The following is a 15749-nucleotide window of genomic DNA, read 5'->3' as shown; positions in this document are numbered from 1 at the left end:
ATGGTGGCCCGTGTGACGCGCGACGCGGTGCGGTCGTGGGGTCGGCGCTTCGTGCCGGCCGCGTTCATGATGCTGCTCGCAGCCGTCGTGGTCGGCATCGTGGCGATGGCGCGTGATCTCCCGGGCGGGGTCAGCAGGGCCCGGGACGGCATGCACGCGTTGAGTGGTACGGGCCGCACGTTCGAGACGATCGCGGCCTGCGTCGGGTGGGTACCGCGCGGGGCGCTCGTGGTCGCTGTCGTGGCGGTCGTTGCGCTCCCGGTTTCGCTGCTGCGCCGCGGCGGCGCATGGGCTGTGACGCCCCCGCGCGCCGCCGCCGCTCTGCTCGTCATCGCCGGCGCCAATCTGAGCACGCAGGCGGCCAAGTTGCTGCTCGCCCGGGCGCTCACGCCTGAGGTCGCGACGCTGCCCAGTGGGCACGCCACGCTCGCGCTGACGAGCGCTGCCGCCGTCGTCCTCCTCGCGCCCCCGCGATGGCGGCGTGCGGCGCTCGTCGGCGCCGGAGCCTGGGGAACGCTGGGGTGTCTCGGCGTCATTGCGGCGTACTGGCACGCGCTGGGCGACGTCGTCGCCGCGATCGCCGTCGTCGCGGCCTGGCTGGGCGTTGCGCATCTGCTGCTGGCGCCTCGAGGCGGTGGGGGTGGGCCGCACCCGTTCTTGGGCGACCTGGCGATCCCTGACGAAGGTGTCGATGCTGAGGAAGACGCCGGCGCCCGCCTTGGACAGCGCGGGGAGCTCCGCACCCCAGCGCACCACGATGGCGCCACCGTCAGCCGGCCGGCCTCGGGTGGCATGGTGGGTGCCTGGCCCCGCCCGGCGCCCCACGACGTGCTCGCGGCGGCTGCGGGCGCCGCGTGGGTCGTCGTCACGTTCCTCGGGTGGGGCACGGACGTCAACGCCTTCGGTGCGTGGTGGGTGGGCGCGGCTGTGCTCGAACTCGTCGCCGTCCCGCTGGGCGTCACGATGATCGTCGCCTCCGCCGCGCGTGCCGTCCGGGAGGTCGCGCGGACCACGCACTAGGCTGGCCGGGTGTTGAGAACTGCTGCTGCCGTGCTCGCGGGCAAGTCCGCGCGAATCGCGACGAGGCTGCGTGGGGGCGGAAGCGCCCTGCCCGGTCTCGTCGTCGAGAAGATCGATCCGCGTTTCCTCTCCCAGGCGCTGGCGGACCTGCCGCAGGGCATCGTCGTCGTCACCGGCACGAACGGCAAGACGACGACGACGAAGATGCTCGTCGCGCTGCTGCGCGCGCATGGTCTGCGCGTGTTCACGAACCCGACGGGCTCGAACTTCACGCGTGGCGTCATCTCGTCGGTGCTCGGAGAGATCTCCCTCCAGGGTGGTCTCGACGCCGACATCGCGGTGCTCGAGCTGGACGAGGCGCACTCGCTGCACTTCGCGAAGGTCGTCAAGCCCACGCACGCGCTGCTGCTCAACGTCGCACGCGACCAGCTCGACCGATTCGCCGAGATCGACTACACGGCGAAACTGCTCGCGCAGCTGGCCGAGCAGACCACGCAGGGCGTCGTCCTCAACCGCGACGACTCGTTCGTCGCGCGCATCGCGGGGCGCCTGGCCGATGGCGTCGAGGTGTCGTACTTCGGTGTCGACGAGACGATCGCCGACCGCCTCGGCGAGCTCATGGAGCAGGACGTACGCAGCGACGACGACTTCGTCGCGCCGCTCGTCGGCCCGGGTGACGGTCTGCTCAAGCCGCTCGACGAACGTCGCTTCCTCGTGACGTTCGCCGACCGTGCCGACGGCAGCGGCAACGTCGGGCCCATGCAGATGCGTCAGCACGGTCTGGCCGCGATGATCAACGCGACCGCGGCGACGTCGATGGCGCGCCGCCTGCTCGGCGACGCGTTCAGCGGTGAGACGGCGGTGACGGCACTCGAAGCCGTGCAGCCGCCGTTCGGGCGCGGAGAGGTGATCGACGCCGACGGCACCGAACTCGAGCTCGTGCTCGTCAAGAACCCGGCCGGATTCACCGTCGCGCTGTCGACGTACGGGGGCCGGCCGGTCGCGAGCATGGTCGCGATCAACGACAACTACGCCGACGGACGCGACGTCTCATGGCTCTACGACGTCAACTTCGCGTCGCTGCGCGAGCGCGGCGTCGAACTGACGAGTGGGGTGCGCGCCTATGACATGGCCTTGCGGCTCGCCTATGACGGCGTCGAGGTGCGCGCGGTCGAACCCGACCTGCACGCCGCTCTTAATCGGTTCCTCGCCGAGCACGCCGACGAACCGAAGCGCATCTTCTGCACGTACACCGCCATGATGACGCTGCGTCGCACGCTCGCCGAGCGCTACGACCTGCCCGACTTCGGAGAGGACGCCGCCGAATGAGCGAGCAGACGAACCCCCAGCCGACGGCTGCCCCTCGGATCGACGACGACCCCGCGGCGATGGGCGGGGTGCCCACGGATGCTGGGCGAGTCGACTCGTCGACATCGGGTGAGGTGCAGGCGCGGGTCAACGAGGACCCGGCGGCGATGGATGTCGTCCCGACGACACTGGGCGATCCGAGTGGCCCGAGCAAGGGCCGCGTCACGCTCGTGCACCTGTACCCGCGGGAGATGTCGATCTACGGCGACCTCGGCAACACGCGCTGCCTCGAGGCACGCCTGCGCTGGCACGGTTACGAACCGAACGTCGTGAGCCACAACCCCGGCGACGAACTGCCCGACGACATCCACCTCGTCGTCGGCGGTGGCGGCCAGGATTCGGGGCAGGCGCGTGTCGAGGCCGATCTCGAACGCATCGGCCCGCGCCTCGTCAGCATGGCTGAGGACGGCGTCCCGATGCTCATGATCTGCGGCATGTACCAGTTGTTCGGCAAGGCGTTCCGCACCGTCGAGGGCGAAACGCTGCCCGGTCTCGGCATCCTCGACGTCACGACGCAGGGCAACGCGAAGCGCATGATCGGGCCCGTCGTGCTGTCGACCGAGTTCGGCGACGTCGTCGGGTACGAGAATCACTCGGGTTCGACGGTGCTCGGCGACGGCCAGCGTGCGTTCGGTGACGTGCGTTCCGGTTTTGGCAACAACGGCGAGGACGGCAAGGAGGGCGCGCGCACGCACAACGTCATCGGGTCGTATCTGCACGGCCCGATCCTGCCGTCGAACCCAAAGCTCGCGGACTTCCTCATCGCCGTCGCCGCCGAGCGCGCCACCGGCCGTCCGTTCGAGCCGGGCGAGATCGACGACCACCTCGCCGACGAAGCCCGCGCCCGCCAGGTCGCACGTCTGACGAAGAAGAACTGACCCCGCCACGTCGGTGTACCTCAGCCGCGAAGGCCGACGAGATTGGCGATTCTTGGTCATATCAGGTCGGCGATGACGACCTGGGCGACGTCGCGGCGTCGAGGACGGCTTGCTTCGGCATGAGCCACCACGCCAGCCAGCCCAGTGCGCCAAGAGGCACCTCGAGCAGGTGCGTGAACAAGGCGAAGACGAGGACGCCCGCAGCTGCGGCGGGTTTGTCAGCGCCCCATGCGACGAGGACGGCGAGGGTGCCGGCCTCCGTCACGCCGAGGCCGCCCGGCGTCACGCCGACGGTCGTCAGCAGGCGCCCGACGGCGTATGCCGCGAACAACTTGCTCAGGGGCATGTCGACGCCGACCGCCTCCATCGTCCGCCAGAACAGCACGAAGTAGACGGCGAGGTACCCGACGACGCCCACCGTCATCGGCGCCCACCCGTGCGCCGTCACGCCCGCCAGACGGCGTCGTTGATCGACGAGCGTGGCCTCGATCTCGAAACCGGGCCGGCGACGTCGCACACGTCCACCGACGCGGCGATCGAGCCACGCGCCGAACCGCTGCGTCAGACCGGGGGAGAGCAGCACGCCGACGAACGCGGCGATGATGACGAGCCCGACGATTCCGCCGGTCAGCGCGCCGCGACGCACTCCCTTCGGCAGGGCGTCCGTCGAGCTGAGCAGCGCGACGCCGAGCAGCGGCATCGCGAGGCGCGCCACGAGGTTCCACACGCCGGTGACGATGACCGACGTCGAGATCGCTGCGGCCTGAAACCCCCAGGAGCGCAGCATCAGGTAGGTCGCGGCGACGCCGGCCGCGCCACCGCCGGGCAGGAGGTTGCCGGCCGCGGACCCTGCGACGTTGACGATGAGCGCCTTGACGTGCCCCAGCCCGGGTATGGAGCCGGTCAGCGCGAAGGTGTAGAGCCACAGCCCGAACGCGACGAGCGCGAACAGTTCGAGGCTGCTCGCCCACCCGAGCAGTTGCAGATGCCGCCCGATCTCGGGCCATGTCGTCTCGCCGAACCACGGCACGCCCCAGTACAGGATCGCCGCGGCCAGGCCGATGCCGATGACGGCCTGCGCGCTCTGCCACGCGTTGGGACGCGGCATCGCGGGCGACAGAGGTGAATCCTCGGAACGGGATCCATGGCCGGACGAGGCGTCAGGCGAGGTGCTCCCGGGCTGACGGGACGACGAGGGCGAACTCACTCGGCGCGGTCCTCGTGCTCGGTCAGCCCTGCGAAGATGTCGTGGCTGACGGGGCCGACGTGGGCGGGGTCGCGGAACCATTCGCGTCCGAAGACGATGGCGTACAGCGGCCGCGGGATGCGCAGGAACGCGGCGAGGGTGCGGTCGGCGTCACCGTCAGCACTCGCCTGTGACGCGTGCGCCGCCATCGACGCTCGCTTCGCGCCCGCTTGACGGAGGACGTTGACGCGATGAGTGATGTCCTTGCGGGCCGAGTAGGCGCGTTCGAAGCCGGCCATGTCGAAGTCGTCGGGCAAACGGTAGAAACGCGCCACGAGGTGCAGCGCGCGCACGAGCAGGTCGCGGGGCACCGTCGCTTCGAGTACGCGCGGCGTGCCCGCCAGCTCAGCCGCGCGCGCGCCGACCTCATGGACGCGCACGTGGTCGCGGTGTCCGTAGCCGCCGGCGGCATCGTAGGTGAGCAGGACGTCGGCGTCCTCCTCGCGCAGGATGACGGCGAGCGCCTCGGCTGCTTCCTCGACGGGCACCGTGACGAAGCGCCGCTTGCCCGGCGGGTCGGGAAACACCTGCGGGCCCATACCCGAATCGGCGTAGCCGAGCGTCTCGAGCCGGGCGACGCCGAGCCCGCGGGCACTAGCCGATACTTCGTCCCAACGTCGCGCCGCGAGCTCGTCAGCCGTGCCGTATTCCGACCCGGCGAGGCCGAGCGCGCCGTCCGTCGCCACGACGAGGACGACGTGATGCCCCTGCGCCGCGGCCTTCGCCATCGTGCCGGAGGTGAGCAGCGCCTCGTCGTCGGGGTGGGCATGGAATGCGACGAGGGTGCGTCGCGGCTGGCCGTCTGGGGTGGTGATCATCGTCTTCATCCTCTCGCATGAAAGACTCGTGCCGTGAAGATCGCCCTCGTGTCCGACTGCTATCTGCCGCGTCTGGGCGGCATCGAGGTGCAGGTGCACGACCTCGCGCAGCGCCTGGTGGCGCAGGGGCACGAGGTCGTCGCGTACACCGTCACCCCGGCTCACCGTGAGCAGCACAGCGGCCTCGAGATCGTCGACGGCATCCCGGTGCATCGGTTTTCGCTCGGGTTGCCGCACGATGTCGCGCTCAATCCGATGGCCGTCTCGCAGCTTCGCCTGGCGCTGTCGAAAGGCGGTTTCGACGTCGTCCACGCGCACATCGGCGTCATCAGCGTGTTCTCCTTCGACGCCGTCCGCCTCGCCCTCGATCTGGGCCTGCCGACGGCGGTGACGTGGCACTCCGTCATGGCGTGGGCCGGTCCGCTGCTCAAGCCGCTCGGTTTCGTACGCCGCTGGGCCAAGGGCGGCGCTGCGTTGTCGGCGGTCTCGCAGGTCGCGGCGCGCCCGATCCGCGACATGGCCGGCCGCGGCCACGAGGTCGTCGTGCTGCCGAACGGCATCGACGCCGACGCGTGGACGCCCGGCGAGCCGCGCACGGGCGACGAGGTGCGTGTCATCTCGGCGATGCGGCTGGCCACGCGCAAGCGTCCACTCGAGTTCTTCTCGGTGATGAAGGCGGTGCACCGCGAGGCACCGAACGTCCGGCTCGAGATCGCGGGGGAGGGCGACCTGCGCCCGAAGCTCGTGCGCGCCGTTGACCTCGCCGACGCCCACGAGTGGGTCTCCTTGCCAGGACGCATGACGCGCGCGCAACTGCACGACCGCTACCGCGCCTCAGACCTGTACGTCGCGCCGGCGCGGCTCGAGTCGTTCGGCATCGCGGCGCTCGAGGCGCGCTCGTCAGGGCTGCCCGTCGTCGCGCCGTCGACGAGCGGCGTCTCGGAGTTCGTCACCTCGGGCGTCAACGGGCTGCTCGCGGGCGGTGACGACGACCTCGCGCAGGCCATCATCCGCCTCGCGCTCGACACCGACCTGCGCCGGACAATGGCCGAGTACAACCGCACGCATCGCCCGGCGCAGACGTGGGATCAGGTCGTCCGTCTCGCCGAGGCCGAGTACGCACGGGCCGCGGCACTGCGAGCGGCGCGATGAAGGGCGACGGCGTCCCCGACATCCCGATCTTCGTGCGGGGTCTGGAGGACGGTCGCGAGGTGCTGCGTGCCCGGTTGGCGCAGGGCATCGCGCCGCGGCGTCAGGTGCGCGACGCGGGGTTCAAACCGGTCGCCCTACGCACGGCGACACTCGTGCATGACGGCGTCGAGCTGACGTTCGAGGTCGCGCGCATGCATGCGGCTCATCATCGCCTCGCGGGTGTCGCGCGCGCCGCCGGCCCGGTCGATCTGGTGCGCCAACGCCTGGCTGCGTACGCGGTCGTGACGAGCGAGAGGGGCGTGCTGCTGACGCAGCTGTCGCGCGAGACGGGGCGTCCGGGGCTGTGGATCCTGCCCGGGGGCGGGGTCGAGGCCGGCGAGGCGCCCGAGGCGGCCGCCGCGCGCGAGGTCTGGGAGGAGGCCGGGCAGCGCATCAGCGACGCGCGGTTGTGGGACGTCTCGTCCTCGCACCGCGTCGGCGATGGCAGGGAGGGGATGGTCGAGGACTTCCACGCCGTCCGCCTCATCTACTCGGCCCGCTGCGACGAGCCCAGCGAACCCACCGTCCACGACGTCGGGGGCTCGACGCAGCACGCGGCGTGGTTCGCGGCGGCCGACGTGGTCGACCCCACCTCCGACGGCTACCCGAGCGGCGGCATGGCTCCCTGGGCGCTCGAATCGGTGCGGCAGGTGCTCGGCTCCTCAGGTTGACGCCGAGCCATCCAGGAGCCGAGCCCGGCGACCGGATGCGTCGACGGGGCGTGGCCAGCGACGGCGAAGCGGGTGCGTCGACGCCTCATGCGTCGTCGCACCCGCTCGTCATGCGGGGTGGTCGGTCAGTGCCAGAAGATCGCGACGATGACGTTGATGACGGCGAGCGCGGCGGCTGCCTGGACGAGCGGCGCGGCGCTGTCGCCCTTCTTCTCCTTCGACGAGGAGACTTCGAGCAGACCTGCGACGATGAGGGCGATGACGAGCTTCACCGCGACCCACGTGTGGTCGAGCGACCAGTGCTGCGACTCGGCGACGCCGACCATCGCGAGCCCGCTGAGCAGCTGCAGGCGCGCGCCCCACACCATCGCGGGGATCGCGCGCGGCGCCTTGAGGACAGCGAGGAAGCCACCGACGATGGCGGCCATGCCGAGCAGGTGGACGAGCAGGAGGATTTCGTTGAGCGTGGACATGCCACAAGGGTAGGCGTTCGTCGCTCCAGCCATGCTCGGGTGAGCGTCCGTCAGCTCACCGCGCGCGGATCGGCGGGGTTGATCTCTTCACCGGCGGCGCGCTTGCGTTCGGCGTACTCGGCGACGTTGGCGCTGATGCGCTTGCGAGCGACGGTCGACAGGACGAGGCCAAACACGATCGCCACGCCGAGCCCGATGTAGGAGAAGTTCTTCATCCACTTCTCGGCGATCTTGCCGAGGAAGTGGACGCCGTAGGCGGTGCCGCCGGCCCAGCAGATGGCGCCGAGCACGTTGGCGGCCAGGAAGCGCGCATACTTCATGTGCAGCGAGCCGGCGAGCGGGCCGGCGAAGATGCGCAGCAGCGCGACGAAGCGTCCGAAGAACACCGCCCAGATGCCGTGGGTGTGGAAGGCGTGCTTCGCGTACCCGATCGTCTCGTCGTTGACGTGATGGGGGAAGCGTGTGCCGAGCCACGCGAACAGGCGCTCACCGAAGTGTCGACCGACGTAGTAGCCGATCGAGTCGCCGATGACGGCGCCGAGGATGGCGGCCAGTGCGACGAGGTGGATGCTGACGTGCGGGTGCGGCCCTGAGGCGAACAGCGACGCGGTGACGAGCATGATCTCGCCGGGCAGGGGGATGCCGACGCTCTCGAGCAGGATGATGAGACCGGTCAGCACGTAGACGGCCGGGGCCGGAATCGCATCGAGAATCGCCTGAACATCCACGCCCCAAGGGTAGGCGACGATGCCGCCCGCGCCCGCCGCCTCGAGCCCGATGCCCGCAGCCGCGCTTGGCCGCGCGGCCGCCGCGCTCGTCGCCTGCGCGGTTGTCGGTTCTCACTCCTAGACTGGCCTCATCATGAGTGGCCTCTTCGACGACCTTCCGCTGACCGCGGCCGACGCCTCCCGTCCCTCCTCCAGGAGCGGTACCGACGCGTCGCCGTCGCGTACCCCGAGCACGGAGGCTCCCGCCGGGGCCGCCGCAGTCGATCCGGGGGCGGTCGACGCGTCCGGCATCCCGTTGTGGGCCCTGCAGGAACCGCCGCCCGACGAGGCCCCCGCCGACGCCGGCACATGGGGCGACGACGCGCCGATGCTGGGTCGCGGATCGCACTGGGGTCGCCCCGATTCGGGGCGCGGCACGCGACGTTTCGAGGCCGATCCTGCGAGCCTGCTCGAGGGCATGAACCCGCAGCAGGTGCAGGCCGTCGAGCACTTCGGGACGCCGTTGCTCATCGTCGCGGGCGCCGGTTCGGGCAAGACGCGCGTGCTGACGCACCGCATCGCCTACCTGATGGCGGCGCGTGGCGCGCAGCCCGGCCAGATCCTCGCGATCACCTTCACGAACAAGGCGGCCGCCGAGATGCGTGAGCGCGTCGAGCAGCTCGTCGGGGGTGCGGCGAACGCCATGTGGGTGAGCACGTTCCACTCCGCGTGCGTGCGCATCCTGCGCCGTGAAGCCAAGCACGTGGGGTTGCGCTCGACGTTCTCGATCTACGACGCGGCCGACAGTCAGCGCCTCATGGCGATGGTGACGCGCGATCTCGACCTCGATCCGAAGCGCTACCCGCCGAAGTCGTTCAGTTTCCAGGTGAGCAACCTGAAGAACGAGCTGATCGACGCCGAGGAGGCCGCGAAGCGCGCCGAGACGGATCAGGAGCGCAAGGTCGCCGAGGCCTACCGTCTCTACCAGCAGCGCCTGCGTCAGGCGAACGCGCTCGACTTCGACGACATCATCATGACGACCGTCACCATCCTGCAGGCGTTCCCGCAGGTGGCCGAGCACTACCGGCGCCGCTTCCGGCACATCCTCGTCGACGAGTACCAGGACACGAACCACGCGCAGTATGTCCTCGTGCGCGAGCTCGCCGGCGGTGAGCACGCCTCGGGCGGCATGGCGAGCCAGGACGCCGAGGGCGATTCGCGCGCCACGAGCGCGGTGCCCATGGCCGACCTGTGCGTCGTCGGTGACGCCGATCAGTCGATCTACGCCTTCCGTGGGGCGACGATCCGCAACATCGTCGAGTTCGAGGAGGACTACCCGAACGCGACGACGATCCTGCTCGAGCAGAACTACCGTTCGACGCAGAACATCCTCGGCGCGGCGAACTCCGTCATCGAGCGCAACCCGGAGCGTCGCAAGAAGAACCTGTGGTCCGATCAGGGCGACGGCGAGAAGATCGTCGGGTACGTCGCCGATTCCGAGCATGACGAGGCCGCGTTCGTCGCGCGCACGATCGACAAGCTCGGCGACGATCACGGCGTCAAGCCCAAGGACGTCGCGGTGTTCTACCGGACGAACGCGCAATCGCGCGCGCTCGAAGAGGTGTTCGTCCGTGTCGGCCTGCCGTACAAGGTCGTCGGTGGCACGCGGTTCTACGAGCGCAAGGAGATCAAGGACGCGCTCGCGTACCTGCGCGTCATCTCGAACCCGGCCGACACCGTCAACCTGCGCCGCATCCTCAACACACCGAAGCGCGGCATCGGTGACCGCGCCGAGGCATGCCTCGGCGCGCTCGCGGAGCGGGAGCGCATCACGTTCATCGAGGCGCTCGCGCGGGCCGACGAGGCGCCGGGCATCGCGACGCGGTCGGTGAGCGCCGTCAAGGGCTTCACCGAGATCCTCGAGAGCCTGCGGCAGACGCGCGAGTCCGGTAGCGGCGTCGGACCCCTCATCGAGGCGATCCTCGAGCGCACGGGGTATCTGAAGGAGCTGCGCACGAGCAAGGATCCTCAGGACGAGACGCGCATCGAGAACCTCGCCGAGCTCGTCGCCGTCGCCAACGAGTTCGACGACAACTACCCGGGCGCGACGCTCGAGGACTTCCTCGAGCAGGTCTCCCTCGTGGCCGACGCGGACGAGATACCGAAGGACGCCGAGGATCAGGGCGTCGTCACCCTCATGACGTTGCACACCGCGAAGGGCCTCGAGTTTCCGGTCGTATTCCTCACCGGCATGGAGGACGGCACGTTCCCGCACATGCGCGCTCTCGGCGACACGAAGGAGCTCGAGGAGGAGCGGCGCCTCGCCTACGTCGGCATCACCCGGGCGCGCGAGCGCCTGCACCTGTCACGCGCTGCCGTGCGCAGCGCGTGGGGTGCGCCGCAGTACAACCCGCCGTCGCGCTTCCTCGGCGAGATCCCGGAGGAGTTCGTCCACTGGGAGCGCGAGGCCACGGCGTTCGCGTCGTCCCAGCCGCGCGGGTACGCCGCGTTCGGCGGCGGGGGCGGTTCGCGCTACGGCTCGGGTGGGAGCAGGCACGACGATGACGGCCCCGTCATCGGGCGCGGCACCGCGCCGGTGGCGCGGATGTCGTCGAGCGGTCGCAGATCCGGGGCCGGTTCGTTCTCGACCACGAAGAACTCCGCCGTCGGCCGCGGCATGCGCGAGATCCCGAACCTCGACGCCGGCGACAAGGTGACGCACGACAGCTTCGGCCTCGGCACCGTCGTGCGCGTCGAGGGTCAGGGCGACCGAGCGATGGCTCACATCGACTTCGGCGACGGCCCACCCAAGCGCCTGCTCCTGCGCTACGCGCCCGTCACGAAGCTGTGACACGCATGAGTTGAGGATCATCAACTGAGCGGAGGGTGTGGCGGGCGTTACAGTGCGAGTAACCGCCCGAGAGGATTGAGTCATGGTTCAGCACGCGCCTGCCACGAACGCCACCCCTACGAATGCCGCCGCGAACGCCACCCCTACGAATGCTGCCACGAACGGCTCCGATCGACTCCGCGTCGTCGTCGCGAAGCCGGGCCTCGACGGCCACGACCGTGGTGCGAAGGTCATCGCGCGGGCGTTGCGCGACGCCGGCATGGAGGTCATCTACACGGGCCTGCACCAGACGCCGGAGCAGATCGTCACGGCTGCGGTGCAGGAGGACGCCGACGCGATCGGCCTGTCGATCCTGTCCGGTTCGCACATGACGCAGTTCGAGCGCCTGATGACGTTGCTGCGCGAGCAGGGCATCGACGACGTCGTCGTCTTCGGTGGCGGAATCATCCCCGAGGGCGACATCAAGCCGCTGCTCGACATGGGTGTCGCGCGCATCTTCACGCCCGGTGCGCCGACGCACGAGGTCGTCGCGTGGGTGCGCGAGAACGTCGGGGACGCGGCGTCCGCACACGCCTGAGAGCACCGGCGCGAACCCCTGGTTACCCCCGCGCGGCAAAGCGCGTTAAAGTCACAAGAGGAACACTCCTTTCAACGATGAGGATGGATTCGCGTGGATCTCTTCGAGTACCAGGCGCGCGACATGTTCGAGGCGCACGGCGTTCCGGTGCTGGCCGGCCAGACGGCCACCACCCCGGAAGAAGCCAAGGCAGCCGCCGAGCAGATCGGTGCGAAGTCGGGCGGTGTCACCGTCGTCAAGGCCCAGGTCAAGACCGGTGGTCGCGGCAAGGCCGGCGGCGTCAAGGTAGCCAAGTCGGCTGACGAGGCCGAGCAGTACGCCAAGGACATCCTGGGCATGGACATCAAGGGCCACACCGTGGGCACCGTGATGATCGCCCAGGGCGCCAAGATCGCCGAGGAGTACTACTTCTCGATCCTGCTCGACCGAGCGAACCGCAGCTACCTCGCGATGTGCTCGAAGGAGGGCGGCGTCGAGATCGAGCAGCTCGCCGTCGAGCGTCCCGAGGCACTCGCGCGCATCGAGGTCGACCCGAACGTCGGCATCGACGGCGCGAAGGCCGACGAGATCGTCAAGGCCGCCGGCTTCGACGACGAGACGGCCGCGAAGGTCGCTCCCGTGCTCGTCAAGCTGTGGGAGACGTACCGTGACGAGGACGCGACGCTCGTGGAGGTGAACCCGCTCGTCAAGACCGAGGACGGCGACATCATCGCGCTCGACGGCAAGGTGACGCTCGACGCGAACGCCGGCTTCCGTCACCCCGACCACGAGGCTCTCGAGGACAAGGCCGCGGCCGACCCGCTGGAGGCCAAGGCCAAGGCGCTCGACCTCAACTACGTGAAGCTCGACGGCAACGTCGGCATCATCGGCAACGGTGCCGGCCTCGTCATGAGCACGCTCGACGTCGTCGCCTACGCCGGTGAGGACTTCACCGGCGGCAAGGCCAAGCCCGCCAACTTCCTCGACATCGGTGGCGGCGCCTCGGCCGAGGTCATGGCCAACGGTCTCGACGTCATCCTGAACGACGAGCAGGTCAAGAGCGTCTTCGTCAACGTCTTCGGTGGCATCACGGCGTGCGACGCCGTCGCCAACGGCATCGTCGGCGCCCTGAAGAAGCTCGGGGACGCGGCGACGAAGCCGCTCGTCGTGCGCCTCGACGGCAACAACGTCGAAGAGGGCCGTGCGATCCTCTCCGACTTCAACCACCCGCTCGTGACGGTCGTGGACACCATGGACGGCGCAGCCCGCAAGGCTGCCGAGCTGGCCGCGGCCAACTGAAAGGGATCTGACTTCCATGTCGATTTTTCTCAACGCTGACTCCAAGGTCATCGTTCAGGGCATGACCGGCTCCGAGGGCATGAAGCACACGGCGCGCATGCTCGCCTCGGGCACGAACGTCGTCGGTGGCGTCAACCCGAAGAAGGCCGGCCAGACGGTTGACTTCGATGTCAACGGCGAGACCAAGCAGGTTCCGGTCTTCGGCTCCGTCAAGGACGCCATGACCGAGACGGGCGCCAACGTCTCCGTGATCTTCGTGCCGCCGGCCTTCGCCAAGAGCGCCGCGGTCGAGGCCATCGAGGCCGAGATGCCGCTCGCCGTCGTCATCACCGAGGGCATCCCGGTGAAGGACTCGGCCGAGTTCTACAACCTGAGCAAGGGTTCGAAGACGCGCCTGCTCGGCCCGAACTGCCCGGGCATCATCAGCCCCGGTGAGTCGAATGCCGGCATCATCCCGGCGAACATCGCCGGCAAGGGCCGCATCGGCCTGGTGTCGAAGTCGGGCACGCTGACGTACCAGATGATGTACGAACTGCGTGACTTCGGTTTCTCGACGGCCATCGGCATCGGCGGCGACCCCGTCATCGGCACGACGCACATCGATGCGCTCGAGGCGTTCCAGAACGACCCCGACACCGACGCGATCGTCATGATCGGTGAGATCGGCGGCGACGCCGAGGAGCGCGCTGCGGCGTACATCAAGGAGAACGTGACGAAGCCGGTCGTCGGTTACGTCGCGGGCTTCACCGCTCCCGAGGGCAAGACGATGGGCCACGCCGGCGCCATCGTCTCCGGCTCGGCGGGTACGGCTGCCGCGAAGAAGGAGGCCCTCGAGGCCGCCGGCGTCAAGGTCGGCAAGACGCCGTCCGAGACGGCCGCTCTCATGACGGAGATCATGAACAACCTCAGCAAGTGAGGCGGATTCACCGAACGTCGCTTCGGTGATCTCGACGAACGCCCCCGCATCGGCTCGCGCTGGTGCGGGGGCGTTCGTCGTGTCGCCGAGGTGCCGGCGACATGGCCGCGAGAAGTCGGCGCACGGATGGAACCAGTACGGATGGAACCAGTAATGATGCAGCGGCGTCCCAGTGACGATTAAGTTATGAATGATGACGCGGGCGAGAGTCCGTCGACCTGGGAGGGATCGTCATGGACTTGAAGCGAGGGTTCGGTCTCGTCGGAGCTGTGGGCGTGACGTTGTCGGTGGGCGCGTGCACGAGCGTCGACGGTTCGTCGCCGGCGGCGAGCGCGTCTGCGCCGCCGAGTGCCGCCGTGTCGTCGAACGCGGCCGCGCAGACTCCGAGCGCGGCGACGTCTGCGCCCGCGCCCGAGTCGTCGTCGGCGCCCGCCACGTCCGCTGGTGCCGCGTCGAGCGAGGCGGCCGCGTCGTCCGCGCCGGCGTCCGATCCGCTCGGCTCCGGCCAGCAGGGGCTCGTCACCACGAAGGTCGGTGGGGAGGCGAAGACCTCGAAGTTGTCGGTGAAGGTGACCAAGGTCGTCGATCCGGTGCCGGTCGGCGATTCTGCGGTCTTCAAGCCGGGGGCCGGCAAGAAGTGGGCGGCCGTGTCGATCACGGTGACGAACGTCGGCGGCGCACCGATCAACTTCAGCCCGTCGATGTGCATCGACGCCAAGACGACGACGAACGGGTCGGCGTCGGCGTCACTGTTCGCCGATCACGGTTCGCCGATGGATTCGTCCACCCTGCACAAGGGTGACGCCGCGAGCGGGGACGTGACGTTCGAGCTGCCGAAGAACCAGAAGCTCAAGTCCGTCGACGTGCGATGCTCCCTCGACTTCGCCGGGGATCAGCGCACCATCCGCGTCGACCTCGCCCACTGACCACTTCACCCTCAGCCCGGGCCCGCCGCGGCTCGGACGCACCGAAAGGAACACCCAGATGAAGACCACCGCACGCACGATGGGCCTGGCCCTGCTGGCCGGAACGATGACGCTCGGCATGAGCGCCTGCACCCAGGTCGAGGGCGGCGCGTCCCAGGCCACGTCGGCCGCGAACAGCGCGGCGCCGTCCGTGGCCTCGGCCGCGTCGTCGGCTGCGGGCGAGGCCACCTCGGCGGCCCCGAACGCCACGTCGCCGGCCTCCACGCCCGATCAGAGCTCGAGCGCGGCTGCACCGACGACGAGCGAGTCTCCGTCCTCCGACACCGGTACGGGCGACTCGGGAGACGCGTCGGGCCCCAAGACCGGCAAGGTCGGTGAAGAGGTCAAGACGAAGGAGATGTCGGCCAAGGTCAACAAGATCGCCGACCCGATCACCCCTGAGAACGACTTCGACAAGCCGGGCAACGGCAACCACTACGTCGCCGTCAACATCACGATGACGAACCTCGGCGACAAGAATCTCAACGCCGGCACGACGTGTCTCAAGGTGAAGCTCGACGACAACACGTCCGCGCGCGAGGACTTCGCCTCGTACGGGCAGCGTCTCGACTACGGCACCCTCTACAAGGGCGACACGACGACGGGTGACGTCGTCTACAAGGTGCCGAACGGCAAGAAGATCAAGACGATCGACGTCAAGTGCGGTTACGGCGACGAGCAGGCCATCCGTATCCAGGCCAAGTGACGTGAGCGTTCCGTCAGGTCTGAGCGCTCTCGATGGCCCACGGCTTCGACCCGTGCGGCCGAGGCTCGCGCCTCTCGCTGATCC

At 69.4% G+C, this 15749-nt stretch carries 15 protein-coding genes; 11 read left to right on the top strand and 4 right to left on the bottom strand.

Features of this window, described 5'->3' with window-relative positions; translation table 11 throughout:
* Positions 1-3: 3 nt before the first annotated feature.
* From ABH936_RS04915 to ABH936_RS04905, 3 genes are read left to right on the top strand one after another with little or no spacing between them, the layout of a single operon-like run.
* On the top strand, positions 4-1020 hold the full coding sequence (locus ABH936_RS04915; protein WP_404602751.1) for a hypothetical protein: 1017 nt from the start codon (positions 4-6) through the stop codon (positions 1018-1020).
* A 9-nt stretch (positions 1021-1029) separates the two neighbouring features.
* Positions 1030-2349 carry a MurT ligase domain-containing protein gene (locus tag ABH936_RS04910; RefSeq protein ID WP_404602750.1) on the top strand — a complete coding sequence of 440 codons (1320 nt, stop codon included), beginning with the start codon at positions 1030-1032 and terminating at the stop codon, positions 2347-2349.
* Complete coding sequence (locus tag ABH936_RS04905; protein ID WP_404602749.1) at positions 2346-3266, top strand: type 1 glutamine amidotransferase; 921 nt, start codon at positions 2346-2348, stop codon at positions 3264-3266. Before ABH936_RS04910 ends, ABH936_RS04905 begins: the two co-directional genes overlap by 4 nt.
* 61 nt (positions 3267-3327) lie before the next feature.
* On the opposite strand, the gene ABH936_RS04900 is transcribed toward ABH936_RS04905, so the two are convergent.
* Both ABH936_RS04900 and ABH936_RS04895 read right to left on the bottom strand, forming a co-directional pair.
* On the bottom strand, positions 3328-4374 hold the full coding sequence (locus tag ABH936_RS04900; protein ID WP_239304184.1) for a lysylphosphatidylglycerol synthase transmembrane domain-containing protein: 1047 nt from the start codon (positions 4372-4374) through the stop codon (positions 3328-3330).
* A gap of 95 nt (positions 4375-4469) precedes the next feature.
* Positions 4470-5339: a PIG-L deacetylase family protein gene (locus ABH936_RS04895; protein ID WP_404602748.1), complete on the bottom strand. Its 870-nt coding sequence runs from the start codon at positions 5337-5339 to the stop codon at positions 4470-4472.
* Positions 5340-5363: 24 nt separating this feature from the next.
* Between ABH936_RS04895 and ABH936_RS04890 the strand changes: the two genes are divergently transcribed.
* Entirely contained in the window at positions 5364-6482 is a 1119-nt protein-coding gene (locus ABH936_RS04890; protein WP_165584390.1) for a glycosyltransferase family 4 protein, read from the top strand.
* Positions 6479-7192 (top strand): NUDIX hydrolase, encoded by a 714-nt coding sequence (locus tag ABH936_RS04885; protein WP_006945591.1) that lies wholly within the window; start codon positions 6479-6481, stop codon positions 7190-7192. Before ABH936_RS04890 ends, ABH936_RS04885 begins: the two co-directional genes overlap by 4 nt.
* Positions 7193-7317: 125 nt before the next feature.
* On the opposite strand, the gene ABH936_RS04880 is transcribed toward ABH936_RS04885, so the two are convergent.
* Positions 7318-7665 (bottom strand): hypothetical protein, encoded by a 348-nt coding sequence (locus ABH936_RS04880; RefSeq protein ID WP_006945590.1) that lies wholly within the window; start codon positions 7663-7665, stop codon positions 7318-7320.
* A gap of 50 nt (positions 7666-7715) precedes the next feature.
* Positions 7716-8393 carry a DedA family protein gene (locus tag ABH936_RS04875; protein ID WP_165584391.1) on the bottom strand — a complete coding sequence of 226 codons (678 nt, stop codon included), beginning with the start codon at positions 8391-8393 and terminating at the stop codon, positions 7716-7718.
* Between the two features lie 133 nt (positions 8394-8526).
* Between ABH936_RS04875 and pcrA the strand changes: the two genes are divergently transcribed.
* The 6 genes from pcrA to ABH936_RS04845 all read left to right on the top strand — a co-directional run bounded on the left by pcrA (position 8527) and on the right by ABH936_RS04845 (position 15665).
* The gene (gene pcrA / locus ABH936_RS04870) at positions 8527-11223 is read left to right on the top strand and encodes a DNA helicase PcrA (protein ID WP_404602747.1); all 2697 of its coding nucleotides are present in this window, start codon (positions 8527-8529) and stop codon (positions 11221-11223) included.
* Between the two features lie 82 nt (positions 11224-11305).
* Positions 11306-11800 carry a cobalamin B12-binding domain-containing protein gene (locus ABH936_RS04865; RefSeq protein WP_165584393.1) on the top strand — a complete coding sequence of 165 codons (495 nt, stop codon included), beginning with the start codon at positions 11306-11308 and terminating at the stop codon, positions 11798-11800.
* Between the two features lie 93 nt (positions 11801-11893).
* Positions 11894-13078 (top strand): ADP-forming succinate--CoA ligase subunit beta, encoded by a 1185-nt coding sequence (sucC, locus tag ABH936_RS04860; RefSeq protein ID WP_038569092.1) that lies wholly within the window; start codon positions 11894-11896, stop codon positions 13076-13078.
* 16 nt (positions 13079-13094) lie between these two features.
* Positions 13095-13994: a succinate--CoA ligase subunit alpha gene (gene sucD / locus ABH936_RS04855; RefSeq protein WP_038569090.1), complete on the top strand. Its 900-nt coding sequence runs from the start codon at positions 13095-13097 to the stop codon at positions 13992-13994.
* Positions 13995-14227: 233 nt separating this feature from the next.
* On the top strand, positions 14228-14920 hold the full coding sequence (locus tag ABH936_RS04850) for a DUF4352 domain-containing protein (RefSeq protein WP_404602746.1): 693 nt from the start codon (positions 14228-14230) through the stop codon (positions 14918-14920).
* A gap of 58 nt (positions 14921-14978) precedes the next feature.
* The gene (locus ABH936_RS04845; protein ID WP_404602745.1) at positions 14979-15665 is read left to right on the top strand and encodes a DUF4352 domain-containing protein; all 687 of its coding nucleotides are present in this window, start codon (positions 14979-14981) and stop codon (positions 15663-15665) included.
* The last annotated feature ends 84 nt before the right edge of the window (positions 15666-15749 follow it).

The organism is Dermacoccus sp. GAS27A (assembly GCF_044909235.1).
In the GTDB taxonomy this organism is placed as follows: Bacteria; Actinomycetota; Actinomycetes; order Actinomycetales; family Dermatophilaceae; genus Dermacoccus; species Dermacoccus nishinomiyaensis.
The sequence above is the reverse complement of the archived record's forward strand: the minus strand, read 5'-3'. Positions and strand labels throughout refer to the sequence as shown.

Bases quoted from the DNA above. Each gene is read 5' to 3' on its own strand.
- ABH936_RS04905 (WP_404602749.1), top strand. From the start codon at position 2,346: ATGAGCGAGCAGACGAACCCCCAGCCGACGGCTGCCCCTCGGATCGAC.
- ABH936_RS04900 (WP_239304184.1), bottom strand. From the start codon at position 4,374: ATGCCGCGTCCCAACGCGTGGCAGAGCGCGCAGGCCGTCATCGGCATC.
- ABH936_RS04895 (WP_404602748.1), bottom strand. From the start codon at position 5,339: ATGAAGACGATGATCACCACCCCAGACGGCCAGCCGCGACGCACCCTC.
- ABH936_RS04885 (WP_006945591.1), top strand. From the start codon at position 6,479: ATGAAGGGCGACGGCGTCCCCGACATCCCGATCTTCGTGCGGGGTCTG.
- ABH936_RS04880 (WP_006945590.1), bottom strand. From the start codon at position 7,665: ATGTCCACGCTCAACGAAATCCTCCTGCTCGTCCACCTGCTCGGCATG.
- pcrA (WP_404602747.1), top strand. From the start codon at position 8,527: ATGAGTGGCCTCTTCGACGACCTTCCGCTGACCGCGGCCGACGCCTCC.
- ABH936_RS04865 (WP_165584393.1), top strand. From the start codon at position 11,306: ATGGTTCAGCACGCGCCTGCCACGAACGCCACCCCTACGAATGCCGCC.
- sucD (WP_038569090.1), top strand. From the start codon at position 13,095: ATGTCGATTTTTCTCAACGCTGACTCCAAGGTCATCGTTCAGGGCATG.
- ABH936_RS04850 (WP_404602746.1), top strand. From the start codon at position 14,228: ATGGACTTGAAGCGAGGGTTCGGTCTCGTCGGAGCTGTGGGCGTGACG.
- ABH936_RS04845 (WP_404602745.1), top strand. From the start codon at position 14,979: ATGAAGACCACCGCACGCACGATGGGCCTGGCCCTGCTGGCCGGAACG.